This is a genomic window from Serpentinimonas raichei (assembly GCF_000828895.1).
Taxonomy (GTDB): Bacteria; Pseudomonadota; Gammaproteobacteria; order Burkholderiales; family Burkholderiaceae_C; genus Serpentinimonas; species Serpentinimonas raichei.
This window is the reverse complement of record NZ_AP014568.1, coordinates 675,080-690,056: the sequence shown is the minus strand read 5'-3', so window position 1 is coordinate 690,056 and position 14,977 is coordinate 675,080. Positions and strand designations below refer to the sequence as shown.

The following is a 14,977-nucleotide window of genomic DNA, read 5'->3' as shown; positions in this document are numbered from 1 at the left end:
CTGATACCGGAAACCCGCAGGCCCTCAGCCCATGGTGTTGGAGCGCACCTCGGCCAGGCTGGTCAGGCCTTGCAGCAGTTTTTCAAGGCCGTCTTGGCGCAGGGTGCGCATGCCCTCATCGATGGCCAGGTGTTGCATCTCGGCTGAGCGCGCGCGGGTTTGAACGAGGCGGCGCATCTCGGGGCTGCTGCACAACAACTCGTGCAACGCCAAACGGCCGGCATAGCCGGTATGGGCGCACTGCTCGCAACCCGCGGCGTGGGAAATCCACAAACGCCCATCCTTGGCATAGCGCTGCATCCATTCGTCCAGCAAGGACTGGCCTTGGCGCAACGGGTGCGCCGCCGGCAACAGGGCCTGGTAATCGCGCAGCAGCTCGTCGACTTGGGCCGCCTCAAGCGGCTGCTCGACCGCACAATGTTTGCACACCCGGCGCACCAGGCGCTGCGCCAACACCCCTTGCAGGGAATCGGCAAACGAAAAGGGATCCACCCCCAGATCGATCAGGCGCACCACGGTTTCGGCGGCCGAATTGGTGTGCAGGGTAGAAAACACCAAGTGCCCGGTGAGCGAGGCCTCGATGGCGATTTCCGCCGTTTCGTGGTCGCGGATTTCGCCCACCATGATCACATCCGGGTCGGCGCGCAACAGGGTGCGCAGCGCGGCGGCGAAAGTCCAGCCGATTTTGGGGTTGACCTGAATCTGGCGCAAGCCGCGCTGGGTGATTTCGACCGGGTCTTCGGCGGTCCAGATTTTGCGATTCGGGGTGTTGATGCGCCGCAGCGCCGAATGCAAGGTGGTGGTTTTGCCGGAGCCGGTCGGGCCTACGCACAGAAACAAGCCATAGGGACGCTCGACCAGCGCCTCGAAGCGTTCCAGATTGCGGGCATTGAGCTGCAACTGCTCCAGCGACACCGGCTCGGACGAAGACAGCAGCCGCAACACCACGTCTTCGAGCCCGCCCGCGGTGGGAACGGTGGCCACCCGCAATTCGATTGGCAAATTGCCGAATTTGGAAAAATTGATTTTCCCGTCTTGCGGTTTGCGGCGCTCTGAAATATCCAGATCGCACATGATTTTGATGCGCGCCACCAGGGCATTGCGGTAGCTGGCAGGCAACTCGAGGTAGTTGCGCATCTGGCCATCGACGCGAAAGCGAATCAACAGCTTTTGCCGCCCTGGGTAGGGTTCGATATGAATATCGGAAGCCCCTTGCTGATACGCTTCGGCGATCATGGAATTGATCAGCCGCACCAAAGTGTTGTCGGACTGCTCGATGGGTTTTTCATCGAGTTCGTCTTTGGCGTCACCGGCGAGCTCGACCGCCAATTGCACCGCGTCTTGGGGTTGCTGGACCGGGCCTGGACGAGGCGACTGGCCGCGCGCAGGGGGCGTCGCGGCGGCATGGGCCAAATCGCTCAGGCCCACCTCGCGGTAGGCTTGCTGGATGCGTTCGCCTATTTCGGCGCTCACGCTCACCACCGGCAGAATTTTGCGCTGGGTGGTGAACTCGAGGTCGTCGATGACCCGAAACTGCAGCGGATCGGCCATTGCCACCACCAACGCAGAACCCTGCTCGACCAGCGGCAGCACCTGCAAGCGCTGCGCCAAGGCAAAGGGGACGCGGCGCAAAGCCTGCGCATCGATCGGGAACTTGTTCAAGCTGACAAAGGGGTAGCCCATTTTTCGGGCAAAGGCGGTCTGCAAATCGGCCGCAGACACCAGTCCTTTGTCTAGCAGCAACTGCCCCAGTGGCTGCCGGCTTTGGTCGGCTTGTTGCCATCCCAGCACCTGCGTGAGTTGCTCTTGCGTGAGTTTCCCCAAACCCACCAGGGCTTCGCCTATGGGGACGGGCTTCAGGTTGGCTTGCCTTTGCAGGGCGCGCTGCAAATCGGCCAGGTTTTCCACCACGCTGACCGGATCGGCTGGAGCGGGTGCAAGGGGCTGCGTGTGCACCCATTCGTGCAACAGCGTCTGGGCAAAGTCGGTGTCGGCAATCTGGCTCACATCCCCCGAACGCAGCTCAAAGCGCAAAATGCCGTTTTTTGGCACAAAAACACGCTGCGGGTCGCCCTCCAACACCGGCTTGGGGAAAATCCACAAGCCTTGCTCGGTTTTGCGAAAACCCTGGCAAATCCCGGAATACAGCGCCCCGTCGCGCAACGACACCAAAAAGGAATGGGTGCTGGGCGAGAGTTCGAGGCTGTGCGCGTCGGTATGGCCCTGCGCAGCCGCGCGATCGGGGTGGGCGTCGATTTTCAGGCGCTTGATCTGGTTGAACTTCAGACTCAGGCTGCGCAACTGTCCGGCGGGGCGGATTTTGACGACACGGGCAGCCGGATCGAAATCGATCAATTGGCCTTCAACCGATTGCTCGCCCCAACCGTCGGCGCTGCAGATCAGGCCCGTTTGTCCGACTTCAAGCACTTCGTCTTGAAGCAGGTCGGGCAATTCGAATTGGTTGCGGCTCATGCGGATGAAAGGTGGTCAAGTGCTATTCAACGAACCATTTGATCACGCTCTTGGCCAAAAAGCCCAGCATGCCAAAGGAGAGCACCAGCAGCAGCACGAAAGTGCCAAATTTCCCCGCCTTCGATTCGCGCGCCAGGTTGAGCACGATGAACAGCATGAAGAGGATGAAGCCGCCAAGGCCAACGGTAAGACCGAAAGAGGCGATCTGCGCTTCGGTAAAGCCCAATACGGTACCTGGCATGTTATTGCACTCCACCCCATGAGCCCGGCAGGCCAAAAGTGCCCGCCCGCTTCAAATCCACATAGGCGTGCCAGCTGGCATGCCCCAGCCACGGCAACGCCACGATCAGGCCCAACATGCCAGTGAGCAAGCCCACCCCGACCAAGAGGGCGATCAAGAGCGCCCAGAGCACCATGACCACCGGGTACTGCGCCACCACGCGCCAACTGTGCCCCACCGCCACCGGCAAGGGCTGCTCGGTGTCGAGCAGCAGCGGCAGCGTCACCACGCTGGACGCAAACACCGGGGCCGCCAGCAACGCCCCCAGCATGACCCAGCCAACAAACAATCCGTCGTTGGGGGCCAGCAGCACGTGCGCCACGAAGTCGTCCAAGGTGCCGATGGGCTGTGGCGCCCAGAAGGCAAGCAAGCCCGCCGAAAGCAACACCCAAGCCGTGCCGGCCAAGGCGAGCAAAACCCCAAACAGAACCAGGCGCGGGTCGGCCTCGCGCCACAGCTTGAATACGGCTCCCATTTGAGCCCGCTGGCCCAACTGGGCGTGGCGGCTGACCAGCAAGAGGCCGACCAACACCACGGGTGCTACCAGCACCAAGCCCGAAAACGCCCCCGCCAACCACCAGAAATGGCCATCGGCAAACCACAGCAAGCCGGCTCCAAACAGGGCCGCAGCCAAGCCGTGCAGCAAGCCCGGCACCGGGTTGGTGCGCAAATCCTGCCAGCCTAGCGCCAGCCAGCGCAAGGGGGCGGTGACGCTGATGGGGTGCGCGGTCGGATGCGGTGTGGGCGGTTCGTTCATGGCAACAAGCATCTAGCCTTCGTGGCTCTGGTCGGTCTGACTGGTCTGGCTCGCTGGGGCGCTCTGCGACAGCGGCGCACAGGCTTGCAGCAGGCTTTGCGTGTAGGAGTGCTGGGGTGACTGTAACACCTGCTCGGCGCTGCCTTGCTCGACCACCGCCCCGCCCTGCAACACCATGACGTGGTGCGCCAAGGCCCAGATCACGTCCAGGTCGTGCGTGATGAGCAGGTAGCTCAGGCCATGCTGGCGCTGCAGCCGCAGCAGCAGCTCCAGCACCTGCTGCTGCACCGTGACGTCGAGCGCCGAAGTGGGCTCGTCGAGCACCAGCAGGCGCGGCTGCAGGATCAGGGCGCGCGCGATGGCGATGCGCTGGCGCTGGCCGCCCGAAAACTCGTGCGGGTAGCGCTGCAACCAGCGCAGCAGCGCCTGGTTGTGCTGCCCTTGGGCGTTTGGTGCGCCTTGCGCGTCCACTGTCGGCGCCTCGGGCAGCAGCCCAACTTCGTGCAGCGCCTGCAGCACGCGCGTGCGGCGCTGCTCCACGCTCAACAGCGGCTCATGGATGAGCAAACCCTCGCCCACGATCTGCTCGATGTTCAGGCGCGGCGACAGGCTGGAATAGGGGTCTTGGAACACCACCTGCACCTGCTGGCGCAGGCGGCGCAGTCGCGGCGTGTTGGCGCGCCCCTGGCCCACGCCGGGGTCGCCCCAAGCCTGGCCCATGATCTGCAACTCGCCCTGGTGCCGCAGCAGCCCGAGTGCGGCCAGTGCCAGCGTGGATTTGCCCGAACCCGACTCGCCCACCACACCCAGCGTGCGCCCGGGCGGCAGCTCGAAATCGATGCCGCGCACGGCCTCGAAGCGGCCGCTGCGAAACCAGCCCGCCAAACCGGGACGCGGCACCTCGTAGGCCACCACCAGTTGGCGCGCGCGCAGCACGGGTTCTGCTGCAACCGGTGGCTGCGGCCCGAACCCGCGCCGGGGGCGGCTGCCCAGCAAGCGGCGCGTGTAGGGGTGCTGCGCCTGCTCGAACACGCGCTGCACCGGGCCTTGCTCCACCAGGTGGCCACGCTCCATCACCAGCACCCGGTCGGCAAAGCGCTGCACCAGGTGCAGGTCGTGCGTGATCAGCAGCAGCGCCATCCCGAGGCGCTGCTGCAGCGTGCCCAACAGCTCCAGCATCTGGGTGCGCAGGCTGGCGTCGAGGGCGGTGGTGGGCTCGTCGGCGATCAGCAAGCGGGGCTCGCTGGCCAGCGCCATGGCGATCATGGCGCGCTGGCGCTGGCCGCCGCTGAGCTGGTGCGGGTAGGCGCGGGCACGCCGCGCCGGTTCGGGCATGCCGGTGGCGGCCAGCAGCTCCACCACCCGCGCATCGGCCTGGCGCGGGCTCAAGCCTTTTTTGTAGAGCAGGATTTCGCCGATCTGGTTGCCCACGGTGTAGAGCGGATTGAGCGCCGTCATGGGCTCCTGGAAGATGCAGGCCACCTCGTCGCCGCGCACCCCGCGCAGCTCGCGCTCGCTCAACTGCAACAGGTCGCGCCCTTGCAGCAGCGCGCACCCATGCACCTCGGCCTCGGGCATAAGGCGCAGCAGGCTCAGCGCCGACACCGTTTTGCCCGAGCCCGATTCGCCCACCAGCGCCAGCCGCTCACCAGCGGCGAGCTCGAAATCGATCCCATGCACCACTTCCTGCCCGCCAAACGCCACGCGCAGGCCGCGCACTTGCAGCAGCGGCGGCCCCGTGCTGGCTTCGCGGGTGGGCTGATCGGAATCGGGCTGCATCGGCTTCACCGCTGCACCTTTCGGGGGTCGAGCGCGTCGCGCAGGGCATCGCCCATGAAGGTCAGCAGCAGCAGGGTGATGACCAGCACGGCAAAGGTGCTGAGCGAAATCCACCAGGCGTCGATGTTGTTCTTGCCCTGCGCCAGCAGCTCGCCCAGCGAGGGCGTACCGGGCGGCACCCCGAGGCCCAGAAAATCGAGCGCGGTCAAGGCCATGATGGCCGCGCTCATGCGAAACGGCAGAAAGGTGACCACCGGCGTGAGGCTGTTGGGCAGGATGTGGCGGCGGATGATCTGCCAGTTGCTCAAGCCCAGCGCACGCGCGGCGCGCACGTAGTCGAGCTGGCGGTTGCGCAAAAATTCGGCGCGCACGTAGTCGCTCAGGCCCATCCAGCCAAACAGGCTGAGCAAGATCAGCAGCACCAGAATGCCGGGCTCGAACAGCGCCGAAAAAATGATCAACAAATACAGCTCGGGCATGGAACCCCAGACCTCGATGAAGCGCTGCCCCACCAGATCGACCCGGCCGCCGTAATAGCCCTGGACGGCCCCGGCCAGCACGCCCAGCAGCACCCCCACCGCCGTGAGCGCCAGCGCAAACAAGACCGAGAGCCTGAAGCCATACAGCAGCCGAGCGGCGACGTCGCGGCCGCGGTCGTCGGTGCCGAGCCAGTTCTGGGCCGAGGGCGGCGAGGGGTGCGGTTCGGGGGCGAAGTAGTTGATGGTGCTGTGGTGGTAGCGGTTGGGCGCAAACAGCGCCCAGTTGCCGGGCTGCTCGAACTGGCGCTGGATGAAGGGGTCGAGAAAGTCGGTCGGGGTTTCGAAGTCGCCGCCGAAAGCGGTTTCGGGCGGGTTGTGCAGCAGCGGCACAAAAGTCTGCCCCTGGTAGTGCGCCAGCAGCGGTTTGTCGTTCGAGAGCAATTCCGCGCCCAGGCTGAGCACGAACAGGGTGAGGAAAATGATCAGGCTGTAAAAACCCAGCCGGTGCCGGCGAAAGCGCTGCCAAGCCAACTGCCAGGGGCCGAGCGAGGGCGGCAGGGTGTCAATCGAAGCGGACACGGGGATCGACCCAGACGTAGCACAAATCGCTGATCAGGCGCGTGACCAGCGCAATCAGGGCAAAAAAGTACAGCGTGCCCATGACCACGGGGAAGTCGCGCCGGATCACGCTCTCAAAGCCCAGCAGCCCCAGCCCCTCGAGCGAAAACAGGGTTTCGATTAAGAGCGCGCTGGCAAAGAAGGCACCGACAAAGGCGGCCGGAAAGGCGGTGACGATGGGGATCAGGGCGTTGCGAAACACGTGTTTGTAGAGCACGCGGCGCTCGCTCAGGCCCTTGGCGCGCGCGGTGAGCACGTACTGCTTGCGGATTTCTTCGAGCAGCGAATTTTTGGTCAGCATGGTGGTGATGGCAAAGGCCCCGAGCACGCTGGCCGTGACCGGCAGCGTGATGTGCCACAGGTAATCGACGATCTGCGCCCCCAGGCTGAGCTGGTGCCAGTCGCTCGACACCAGCCCGCGCAGCGGGAACCACTGCAACTGGCCGCCAAAAATCACCAGCAGCGCCACCCCGAGCACGAAGCCGGGTATGGCAAAGCCGACCAGCACCAGCACGCTGGTGGCGGTGTCGAAGCGGCTGCCCGCGCGCACCGCCTTGGCGATGCCGAGCGGAATCGAGATCGCGTAGCTGATCAGAAACGTCCACAGCCCGAGGCTGATCGAGACCGGCAGCCGCTCGACGATCAACTGCCAGACCGACTGGTGGTGAAAAAAGCTCTGCCCGAGGTCGAAGCGCAAAAACTGCCCGACCATCTGGATGAAGCGCTCGTGCGCCGGCAGATCGAAGCCGTAGAGGCGGCGGATTTCTTCGATGCGCGCCTCGTCCAGCCCCTGGCGGCCCTGAAAGCCGGCCCCGGCCGCCGCCGCGCCCTCGCCGCCCACGTCGCGCCCCTGCAACTGCGCCACCATCTGCTCCACCGGCCCGCCGGGAACGAACTGGATGATGACGAAGGTCAGCAGCAGGATGCCGAACAGGGTCGGGATCATCAGCAGCAGCCGCTTGAGGATGTAGAGCCACATGCTGTTAGCGCCTGCGCCCTGGGGGCGGGTTGCGGTTGGCCTCGCTGGCCCACCAGGTGGCCAGAATCCAGCCCTCGGGCTGGAAGTAGCGCGGCAGCACGGCCGGCTGCTCGAAGCGCCCGGCGCGGTAGGCGATGCGGTGCGTGCTGCCAAACCAGTGCGGGATCACCAGGTGCTGGTGCCGCAGCACCCGATCGAGTGCGCGCAGCGTCGTCACCAGCTCGGGCCGGGTGCGCGCCGCCACGGCGCGGTGCAGCAGCGCATCCACGGCCGGGTCGCGCACCCCGATCAGGTTGCTCGACCCCTCGGTATCTGCGGCCGCCGAGCCGAAGCGGTCCAGCAGCTCGGCGCCGGGGGCCTCGCTGCCCAGCCAGCGCGTGCTGATGACGTCGAAATCGAAGCGGTCCAGGCGCTGCTGCAACAGGGCAAAGTCGATCACCCGGTAGCTCGATTCGATGCCCAAGCGGCGCAGGTTGTTCTGCATCGGCGTCACCACCCGGCCCATGCCGCCGCCGCTGTCGAGGAATTCGAGCGTGAAGGCTTGGCCCTGGGCGTTGCGCAGCGCGCCGTCGCGGTAGCGCCAGCCGGCCTCGGCCAGCAGGTCGCGGGCACGGCGCAGGTGGTCGCGCAGGGTCTGGCCGGAGTCAAGCTCCAGCCGCGTCACGCTGGGCAGCGGCACCGGCTGCGTGAACACCTGGGGCGGCAACTGGGCGCGCAGCGGCTCCAGCAGCGCCAGCTCATCCGGCCCGGGCAGGCCACGGGCTTCAAAGTCGCTGGCCACAAAGAAGCCGCGCATGCGCTCGAAGGAATTGAAGAACAGTTGCCGATTCATCCACTCGAAGTCCAGCGTCAGCGCCAGCGCCTCGCGCACACGCGGGTCCTGGAACTGGGGCCGGCGGGTGTTGAACAAAAAGCCCTGGAAATCGCCCGCGTTGGCGTGCGCCAGCTCGCGCTTGATGATCTCGCCCCGGTCAAACGGCCGCCCGGTGAGCGCCCGCGCCCATTCGCGCGAGATAAAAGACTGCATGTAGTCGAACTCGCCCGCCAGGAAGGCCTGCACCTGCGCCGTCGGGTCGCGGTAGATTTTGTAGGTGATGCGGTCAAAGTTGAACATGCCACGGCGCACATTCAGGTTTTGCGCCCACCAGGTGGGGTCGCGCTCGAACGTGATGTCGCGCCCAAAGCTCATGCGCCCGATGCGGTAGGGGCCGGAAGCGATCGGGTGCTGCATCACGATCTGGTCGAAAGGCAGCCGCACCCCATCGACCACGCCCCACTGGCGGCTGAACACCGGCAGGCTGCCGATGACCAGCGGCAGCTCCGGGTTGGCGCGCGCGAAATCGAAGCGCAGCAGCCGCTCGCCCAGCACCCGCACCCCCGTCACTTCGCTGAAAAAACTGCGAAACTGCGGTGCCGCCTGGGGGCCGATGAGGGTCTCGAAGGAGTGCCGCACGTCTTCGGCCAGCACCGGGTCGCCGTTGTGAAAACGCGCCTGCGGGTGCAGGCGGAAAGTGACCGAACGGCCGTCGGGGGCCACTTGCACGTCATCGGCCAGCAGGCCGTAGGCGGCGGCGGGCTCGTTCAGGCTGGGGGTGAGCAAGGTCTCGAACAGCAAACCAAACAGCCCCGGCGGCGCCGTGCCGCGCAGGGTGAAGGGGTTGAACTTGTCGAAATTGGTGATGCGCGTGGGCGAAACCAGCGTGATCTCGCCGCCTTTGGGTGCGTTCGGGTTGACGTAGGGAAAGTGCGCAAAGCCGGGCGGCAGCGCCAACTCGCCAAACTGGGCGTAGCCGTGCGCCGCCCACGCCGGTGCGCCCGCCAGCAGCAGCCAGGCGAGCAAGAGCCCGCGCCAGCCGCGCAAACCCGACACCCAAGACGACCACTTGCTCATGCGACAATTCTGCCCTATATTCTCAGGAGCACGACGCATGGGTTTTCTGGCTGGTAAAAAGTTCTTGATCACGGGCGTGTTGTCCAACCGCTCCATCGCCTACGGCATCGCCCGGGCCTGTCACGCGCAGGGGGCCGAGCTGGCGTTTAGCTACGTGGGGGAGCGCTTCCGCGATCGGATCACCGATTTTGCCGCCGAGTTCGACTCCAAACTGGTGTTCGACTGCGATGTGGCCGACGACGAGCAGATCGAGCGCCTGTTCCTCGATTTGTCGGCGCACTGGCCGCGTTTCGATGGCTTTGTGCACAGCATCGGCTTTGCCCCGCGCGAGGCCATTGCCGGCAACCTGCTCGACGGCCTGAGCCGCGAGGCCTTTCGCGTGGCACACGACATCAGCGCCTACAGCTTCCCGGCGCTGGCCAAGGCCGCCCTGCCCTTCCTGAACGACCGCTCGGCCCTGCTGACCCTCAGCTACTTGGGCGCGCTGCGCACCGTTCCGCACTACAACACCATGGGCCTGGCCAAAGCCAGCCTAGAGGCCAGCGTGCGCTACCTGGCCGAAGCCGTGGGGCGGCTCGACGATGGGCGCAGCATCCGCGTCAACGGCGTCAGCGCCGGCCCGATCCGCACCCTAGCCGCCAGCGGCATCAAAGACTTTGGCAAGCTGCTGGGCATGGTGGCCGACGCCGCGCCGCTGCGGCGCAACGTGACCATCGACGACGTGGGCAACGTGGCCGCCTTCTTGCTCAGCGACTTGGCCGCTGGTGTGACGGCCGAGATCACCTACGTGGACTGCGGCTTCAGCCAGACCGCCGGCATCAGCCGCGACAGCCAGCAAGTGGCCTGAATCGCCGCCCTTACTTGACCACGAAGCGCACCGTGATCGCTGGTTGATTGGGCCGGTTGATGGTCGCCACGGCGCGCGCGCCTGGGGCCAGTTGCACATTGGCTTGCAGCATGTTGGGGCCGGCCGGGGCCAGCGCGCCTTGGGTGCGCGTGGCCCCTTGCAACACGGTGAGCTGGCCCGTCATCTGGCTCACGTTGGCCGGTTTGCCGTGGTCGTCAACAAAAATCTGCGCCTGCGCGCCGCGCGCCACCAGCTCAAAACCCAAGTCGGCCGCCACCTGCACCACGCCGCCGTGCTGCGCTTTCGGCGCGCCGTGGGCGTGGGCGTTGAAGCCGATCATCGACAGGCCCAGCAGGGCCGCCATCAAGTACCGTTTTTGCATTTCATTCTCCGTTGCACATAAAAAGTTGAGGAACTGGCCGCATTGAGCGCCGATTCAACGCCGCATCGAAGCGGATTGTGAACCAGCGCAGGCTGCGGCCGGGCCTGGGTTGCCAGCATTCAGAACGACTCCTGCACCTCGGTATCGGCGCGGCTGGTGTCGGTTTCATTCACCAGGCGCTCGGTTGCCCGGCGCCCGTAGCGCAGGTACATCACCGGCGTGAGCAGGGTGTCGAGCAGGGTCGAGCTCACCAGTCCGCCAAAGATCACCACCGCCACTGGGTGCAAAATCTCCTTGCCCGGCGCATCGGCCGCCAGCAGCAAGGGCGTGAGCGCAAAGGCCGCCACCAGCGCCGTCATCAGCACCGGCGTCAGGCGCTCGAGCGAGCCGCGCACCACCATCTCAGGCCCGAAGCGTTCGCCCTCGAACTTGCACAGGTTGATGTAGTGGCTGATCTTGAGGATGCCGTTGCGCGTCGCAATGCCGGCCAGCGTGATGAAGCCCACCATCGAGGCCACCGACAGCGTCACGCCCGCCAGCCACATCGCCACCACCGAGCCGATCAGCGCCAGCGGGATGTTGACCATGATGATCGCGCTCAGCAGCACCGATTTGTAGCGCGAATACAGCACCATGAATATCAGCAGCAAGGAGACCAGCGACAGCCCGGCGATCAGCCGCGTGGCCTGCTCCTGCGCCTGGAACTGCCCTTCGAGCGTGATGAAGGCCCCGGGCGGCAGCTCGCTGCGCGCGATCACGCCGCGCACGTCGGCGATGATGCGGCCCATGTCGGAGCCGTCGGTGTTGGCAAAGACCACGATGCGCCGGCGCCCGTTCTCGCGCCCGATCTGGTTCGGGCCGTCGGTCACTTCCACCGTCGCAAAGGCCGACACCGGCACGCTGCCCGAGGGCGTATCGATCAGCGTGTTGGCCAGGTCCTGCGGGCTGCGCGCCTGATCCGGCAGGCGCAGCACCAGCTCGAAGCGGCGCGGCCCATCGACGATATCGGCCCCGTGCGCGCCGTCGGTGAGCGCTTGCAGCACGCGCACCGCCTCGCCCGGCGTCAAGCCGGTTTGCGCCAGCCGCTGGTGGTCGATGCGCACCGTGATCTGCGGGATCAGCACCTGCTTTTCGACGCTCAAATCCACCAGCCCCGGCACCGCCTCCAGCTCCTGGCGCAGTTGCGCCGCCAGCCCGCGCAAGGTGTCGGTGTCGTCGCCAAAGACCTTGATCGCAATCTGCGCCCGCACCCCGGCCAGCAAGTGATCCAGCCGGTGCGAGATCGGCTGCCCGACCGCCACCTGCACCGGCAGCACCGCCAGCCGCTCCCGGATGTCGGCCATGATGGCCTCGCGGTCGCGCTCGCTCGGCGCCAGATCGACGTCGATTTCGGACGCATGCACCCCCTCGGCGTGCTCGTCGAGTTCGGCGCGCCCGGTTCGGCGCCCCACCTGCGTCACTTCCGGCACCTCCATGATCAGCGTTTCGGCCAGCCTGCCGATGCGGTTCGACTCCTCCAGCGAGGTACCCGGCTGCATCAGCATGCCCAGCGTGAGCGAGCCTTCGTTGAAAGCCGGCAGGAAAGCGCGCGGAAAAAATGGCACGCTCGCCGCCGCCAGCAACACCGCCACCAAGGCCGCCGCAAACAGCAGCCGCGCGCGCTCGAACGACCAGTGCAGCAGCAGCGAGTCCCAGACTTTCAGGCGCTTGACCAAGGGGCTGTCGCCGTGGTCCAGGCGCTTCATGCCCGGCAGCAGGTAGTAGCACAGCACTGGCGTGACGGTCATGGCCACCGCCATCGAAGCCAGGATCGAGACGATGTACGCCACCCCCAGCGGCGCAAACAGCCGCCCTTCGATGCCCGGCAACACAAACAGCGGCACGAACACCAGCACCACGATCAGCGTGGCATAGACGATGCCGGTGCGCACCTCGATGCTGGCCTGGCGCACCACCTCGATCACCGGCAGCGGCCGCGCCAGCAAGCGGTTTTGCTTGAGGCGGCGCAAGGTGTTTTCCACATCCACCACCGCGTCATCGACCAGCTCGCCGATGGCGATCGCAATCCCGCCCAGCGTCATCACGTTGATGGTCTGCCCGAGCCAGTGAAACACCAGCGCCGTGGCGGCCAGCGCGAGCGGGATGGCGCTGAGCGAGATCAGCGTGGTGCGCGCCGAGAGCAAAAAGGCAAACAGCACGATCGCCACCATGATGGCCCCGTCGCGCAGCGCCTCGGCCACATTGCCCGTGGCCGCCTGAATGAAATCGGCCTGCCTGAACAGCACCTGCGGCTCGGCCAGCCCGGCAGGGCGACCGGCCTTGAGCTCCTCCAAGGCGCCCTCGATCTGCTCGGTCAGGCGCAGCGTGTCGGCACCGGGCTGCTTCTGGATGCTCAGCACCACCGCCGGTGCGCCGTTAAAGCCCGCGTCGCCGCGTTTGAGCCCGGCGGCAAAGCGCACCTGCGCCACCTGCTGCAACTGGATCGGACGCCCCTCGCGCCAGGCCACCGCCATGCCTTGCAAGTCTTCGATGCGGCTGGTGCGCCCAATGTGGCGAATCAGGTATTCGCGGCTGTTGAGGTCGATGAATCCGCCCCCGGCGTTGCTGGCAAAGCCGCGCAGCGCGGCCTCGATCTGCGTCAGCGTGACGCCGAACTGCGCCATGCGCTGCGGGTCGGGCTCGACGCGCAACTGGCGCACCTCGCCGCCGATCGGAATCACCTGCGACACCCCGGCGATCGAGAGCAGGCGCGGGCGCAGCACGAAGTCGGCGTACTCGCGTGCCTCCATCGGGGTGGCGACGGTGCCATCGGCAGTTGGGAGCAGCGGCAGCGCCAGCAGCATCACCTCGCCCATGATCGACGACACCGGCCCCATGCTTGGGATGACTTCATCCGGCAGTTGCGCGCGCACCAGCGCCAGCCGCTCGGCGACTTGCTGGCGGTTGCGAAACACGTCGGTGCCCCAGTCGAACTCGGCATAGACGATCGACAGGCCGATGCCCGAGACCGAGCGCACCCGCGTCACGCCGGGCATGCCGTTGAGTGCGGTCTCGATTGGGAAGGTGATGAGTTGCTCCACCTCCTCGGGGGCCATGCCGCCGGCTTCGGTGAGCACCGTGACCTGCGGTTTGTTAAGGTCCGGGAACACATCGACCGGCGTGCGCCAGGCGGTGAGGGCCCCATAAACCATCAGAATGGCTGCAAAAACCAGCACGAACAGCCGGTTATTCAGGCTGTTGCGAACGATCCAATTGAACATGGTAGTCCTTTAAGGGCCGTTAGCGGATTTGCGCCAGCAGCGCCGCGCCACGCACCACCACCCGGTTGTCGGTCCCCAGCCCCTCGTGCACCACCACCGTGGCGGCGTCGAGCGCGCTGAACTGCACCGGCTGCGGGATGTAGCGCTCGGTGCCCGACTTGATCCAGACCACCGGCTGATTCGCCGGGTTGCGCGTGATGGCTTCGGCCGGCAGCACAAAGCCTTGCAGGGTGTCGGTGCGCTGCACGATCAGCGTCACCGGCTGGCCCAGCGCCAGCGGCAGTTGCGTGGGGGCCGGGTTGGGCGTTGCTGGGCTTGCAGGGCTGGTGGCTGCGGTTGGGGGCATGAGCCGGGCCCGAAACAGCAGCGGCAGCAGGCCGTCGCGCATGGCGGCCCCGGTGCCGAGCAGTTCGAGCCGCACGCCGGGCACGCCGACCAGTGTGGCGGCCGCGACGCGCTGGCCAAGCGCCACGTCGGCCGTGCTGGCCTCTACCCACAGGCGCGCCGGATCGACGATCTCGAACAGCACGTCGCGGCTCTCCACCACTTGGCCGGCCAGCGCCTCGGCGCGGGCGATCACGCCGTTGACCGGGGCCCGCAGCGCCACGCGCGGGCGCTGCCCGACGGCCAGCGCCTGTTGCCGCGCTTGCAGGCTTTGCAGCTCAGACTGCGCGGCCTCGATCTCGCGCCGTGGCACCGAGCCTTCCAGGCCGCGCAAGCGCTGCCAGCGCTGCTCAGCCAGGGCTTGCGCCGCGCGCAGTTCGGCCAGTTGCGCTTGCAGGCTCGCGGCACCGATCGGGTCCGGCAGGTGCTGCACATAGGCCAGCAGCTCGCCCCGGCGCACGCGCTGCCCAGGCACCGGAAAACCGCCCGGCCCGGCTTCGATCTGACCCGCCACCGGGCTTTGCACGCGCGCTCCGGCGTTGGGGTCCAGCACCACCCGGCCCGGCAGTTCGCTGGTTTGCGGCACCTGGGTCGGCTGGGCCAGCACGGTGCGCACGCCCATCAGGCGTTGCGAGGCCATGGGCACCTGCACGCTGCCATCGGGCAGGCGCGTCAGGCCGTCGGGGCGTGCGGCGGCACCTGGGGCATCGAGGTGTTCCCCGTCGGGGCCGTGGGCCCCCGGAGCGGCCCAGGCGCTGCCAGCGGATGGCAAGGCCAGTGGCAGCGCGACCATGAGTGCAGCCGCAAACACGGCCGTGTGCATCCAAGCATGCGGAAATTTTTTCATAA

11 protein-coding genes are annotated in these 14,977 nt (G+C 66.6%); 1 reads left to right on the top strand and 10 read right to left on the bottom strand.

The features are described 5' to 3' along the window. Window positions 1-24: 24 nt before the first annotated feature. The 7 genes from SRAA_RS03295 to SRAA_RS03265 are packed head-to-tail and all read right to left on the bottom strand — an operon-like array spanning window position 25 to window position 9,255. Window positions 25-2,472 (bottom strand): GspE/PulE family protein, encoded by a 2,448-nt coding sequence (locus SRAA_RS03295; protein ID WP_082039878.1) that lies wholly within the window; start codon window positions 2,470-2,472, stop codon window positions 25-27. A 22-nt stretch (window positions 2,473-2,494) separates the two neighbouring features. Then, complete coding sequence (locus tag SRAA_RS03290; RefSeq protein WP_045530955.1) at window positions 2,495-2,713, bottom strand: DUF2788 domain-containing protein; 219 nt, start codon at window positions 2,711-2,713, stop codon at window positions 2,495-2,497. A gap of 1 nt (window position 2,714) precedes the next feature. After that, a complete protein-coding gene (locus SRAA_RS03285; protein ID WP_045530952.1) occupies window positions 2,715-3,509 on the bottom strand; it encodes a DUF2189 domain-containing protein in 795 nt (264 codons plus the stop codon). A gap of 12 nt (window positions 3,510-3,521) precedes the next feature. Beyond that, window positions 3,522-5,288 carry an ABC transporter ATP-binding protein gene (locus SRAA_RS03280; RefSeq protein WP_045533206.1) on the bottom strand — a complete coding sequence of 589 codons (1,767 nt, stop codon included), beginning with the start codon at window positions 5,286-5,288 and terminating at the stop codon, window positions 3,522-3,524. A gap of 5 nt (window positions 5,289-5,293) precedes the next feature. Next, entirely contained in the window at window positions 5,294-6,346 is a 1,053-nt protein-coding gene (locus tag SRAA_RS03275; protein WP_045530951.1) for an ABC transporter permease, read from the bottom strand. Continuing rightward, the gene (locus SRAA_RS03270) at window positions 6,330-7,364 is read right to left on the bottom strand and encodes a microcin C ABC transporter permease YejB (protein ID WP_045530949.1); all 1,035 of its coding nucleotides are present in this window, start codon (window positions 7,362-7,364) and stop codon (window positions 6,330-6,332) included. Before SRAA_RS03270 ends, SRAA_RS03275 begins: the two co-directional genes overlap by 17 nt. Window positions 7,365-7,368: 4 nt before the next feature. Then, complete coding sequence (locus SRAA_RS03265) at window positions 7,369-9,255, bottom strand: extracellular solute-binding protein (protein WP_144318690.1); 1,887 nt, start codon at window positions 9,253-9,255, stop codon at window positions 7,369-7,371. A 37-nt stretch (window positions 9,256-9,292) separates the two neighbouring features. On the opposite strand from SRAA_RS03265, the gene fabI reads away from it, so the two are divergent. Next, window positions 9,293-10,102: an enoyl-ACP reductase FabI gene (gene fabI / locus SRAA_RS03260; protein ID WP_045530947.1), complete on the top strand. Its 810-nt coding sequence runs from the start codon at window positions 9,293-9,295 to the stop codon at window positions 10,100-10,102. 10 nt (window positions 10,103-10,112) lie between these two features. Here fabI and SRAA_RS03255 read toward each other — a convergent pair whose 3' ends face one another. The 3 genes from SRAA_RS03255 to SRAA_RS03245 form a co-directional block, all read right to left on the bottom strand. Continuing rightward, window positions 10,113-10,484, bottom strand: coding sequence for a hypothetical protein (locus SRAA_RS03255; protein WP_045530945.1), 372 nt, complete (start codon window positions 10,482-10,484; stop codon window positions 10,113-10,115). A gap of 119 nt (window positions 10,485-10,603) precedes the next feature. Next, window positions 10,604-13,744, bottom strand: a complete 3,141-nt coding sequence (locus tag SRAA_RS03250; RefSeq protein ID WP_045530943.1) for an efflux RND transporter permease subunit — start codon at window positions 13,742-13,744, stop codon at window positions 10,604-10,606. A gap of 19 nt (window positions 13,745-13,763) precedes the next feature. Then, window positions 13,764-14,975 carry an efflux RND transporter periplasmic adaptor subunit gene (locus tag SRAA_RS03245; RefSeq protein ID WP_082039877.1) on the bottom strand — a complete coding sequence of 404 codons (1,212 nt, stop codon included), beginning with the start codon at window positions 14,973-14,975 and terminating at the stop codon, window positions 13,764-13,766. Window positions 14,976-14,977: the final 2 nt, after the last annotated feature.

What these genes read in the sequence shown, in the direction of transcription:
- fabI (WP_045530947.1), top strand. Translation starts at nt 9,293, where the DNA reads ATGGGTTTTCTGGCTGGTAAAAAGTTCTTGATCACGGGCGTGTTGTCC.
- SRAA_RS03245 (WP_082039877.1), bottom strand. Translation starts at nt 14,975, where the DNA reads ATGAAAAAATTTCCGCATGCTTGGATGCACACGGCCGTGTTTGCGGCT.
- SRAA_RS03295 (WP_082039878.1), bottom strand. Translation starts at nt 2,472, where the DNA reads ATGAGCCGCAACCAATTCGAATTGCCCGACCTGCTTCAAGACGAAGTG.
- SRAA_RS03285 (WP_045530952.1), bottom strand. Translation starts at nt 3,509, where the DNA reads ATGAACGAACCGCCCACACCGCATCCGACCGCGCACCCCATCAGCGTC.
- SRAA_RS03270 (WP_045530949.1), bottom strand. Translation starts at nt 7,364, where the DNA reads ATGTGGCTCTACATCCTCAAGCGGCTGCTGCTGATGATCCCGACCCTG.
- SRAA_RS03250 (WP_045530943.1), bottom strand. Translation starts at nt 13,744, where the DNA reads ATGTTCAATTGGATCGTTCGCAACAGCCTGAATAACCGGCTGTTCGTG.
- SRAA_RS03265 (WP_144318690.1), bottom strand. Translation starts at nt 9,255, where the DNA reads ATGAGCAAGTGGTCGTCTTGGGTGTCGGGTTTGCGCGGCTGGCGCGGG.
- SRAA_RS03255 (WP_045530945.1), bottom strand. Translation starts at nt 10,484, where the DNA reads ATGCAAAAACGGTACTTGATGGCGGCCCTGCTGGGCCTGTCGATGATC.
- SRAA_RS03280 (WP_045533206.1), bottom strand. Translation starts at nt 5,288, where the DNA reads ATGCAGCCCGATTCCGATCAGCCCACCCGCGAAGCCAGCACGGGGCCG.
- SRAA_RS03290 (WP_045530955.1), bottom strand. Translation starts at nt 2,713, where the DNA reads ATGCCAGGTACCGTATTGGGCTTTACCGAAGCGCAGATCGCCTCTTTC.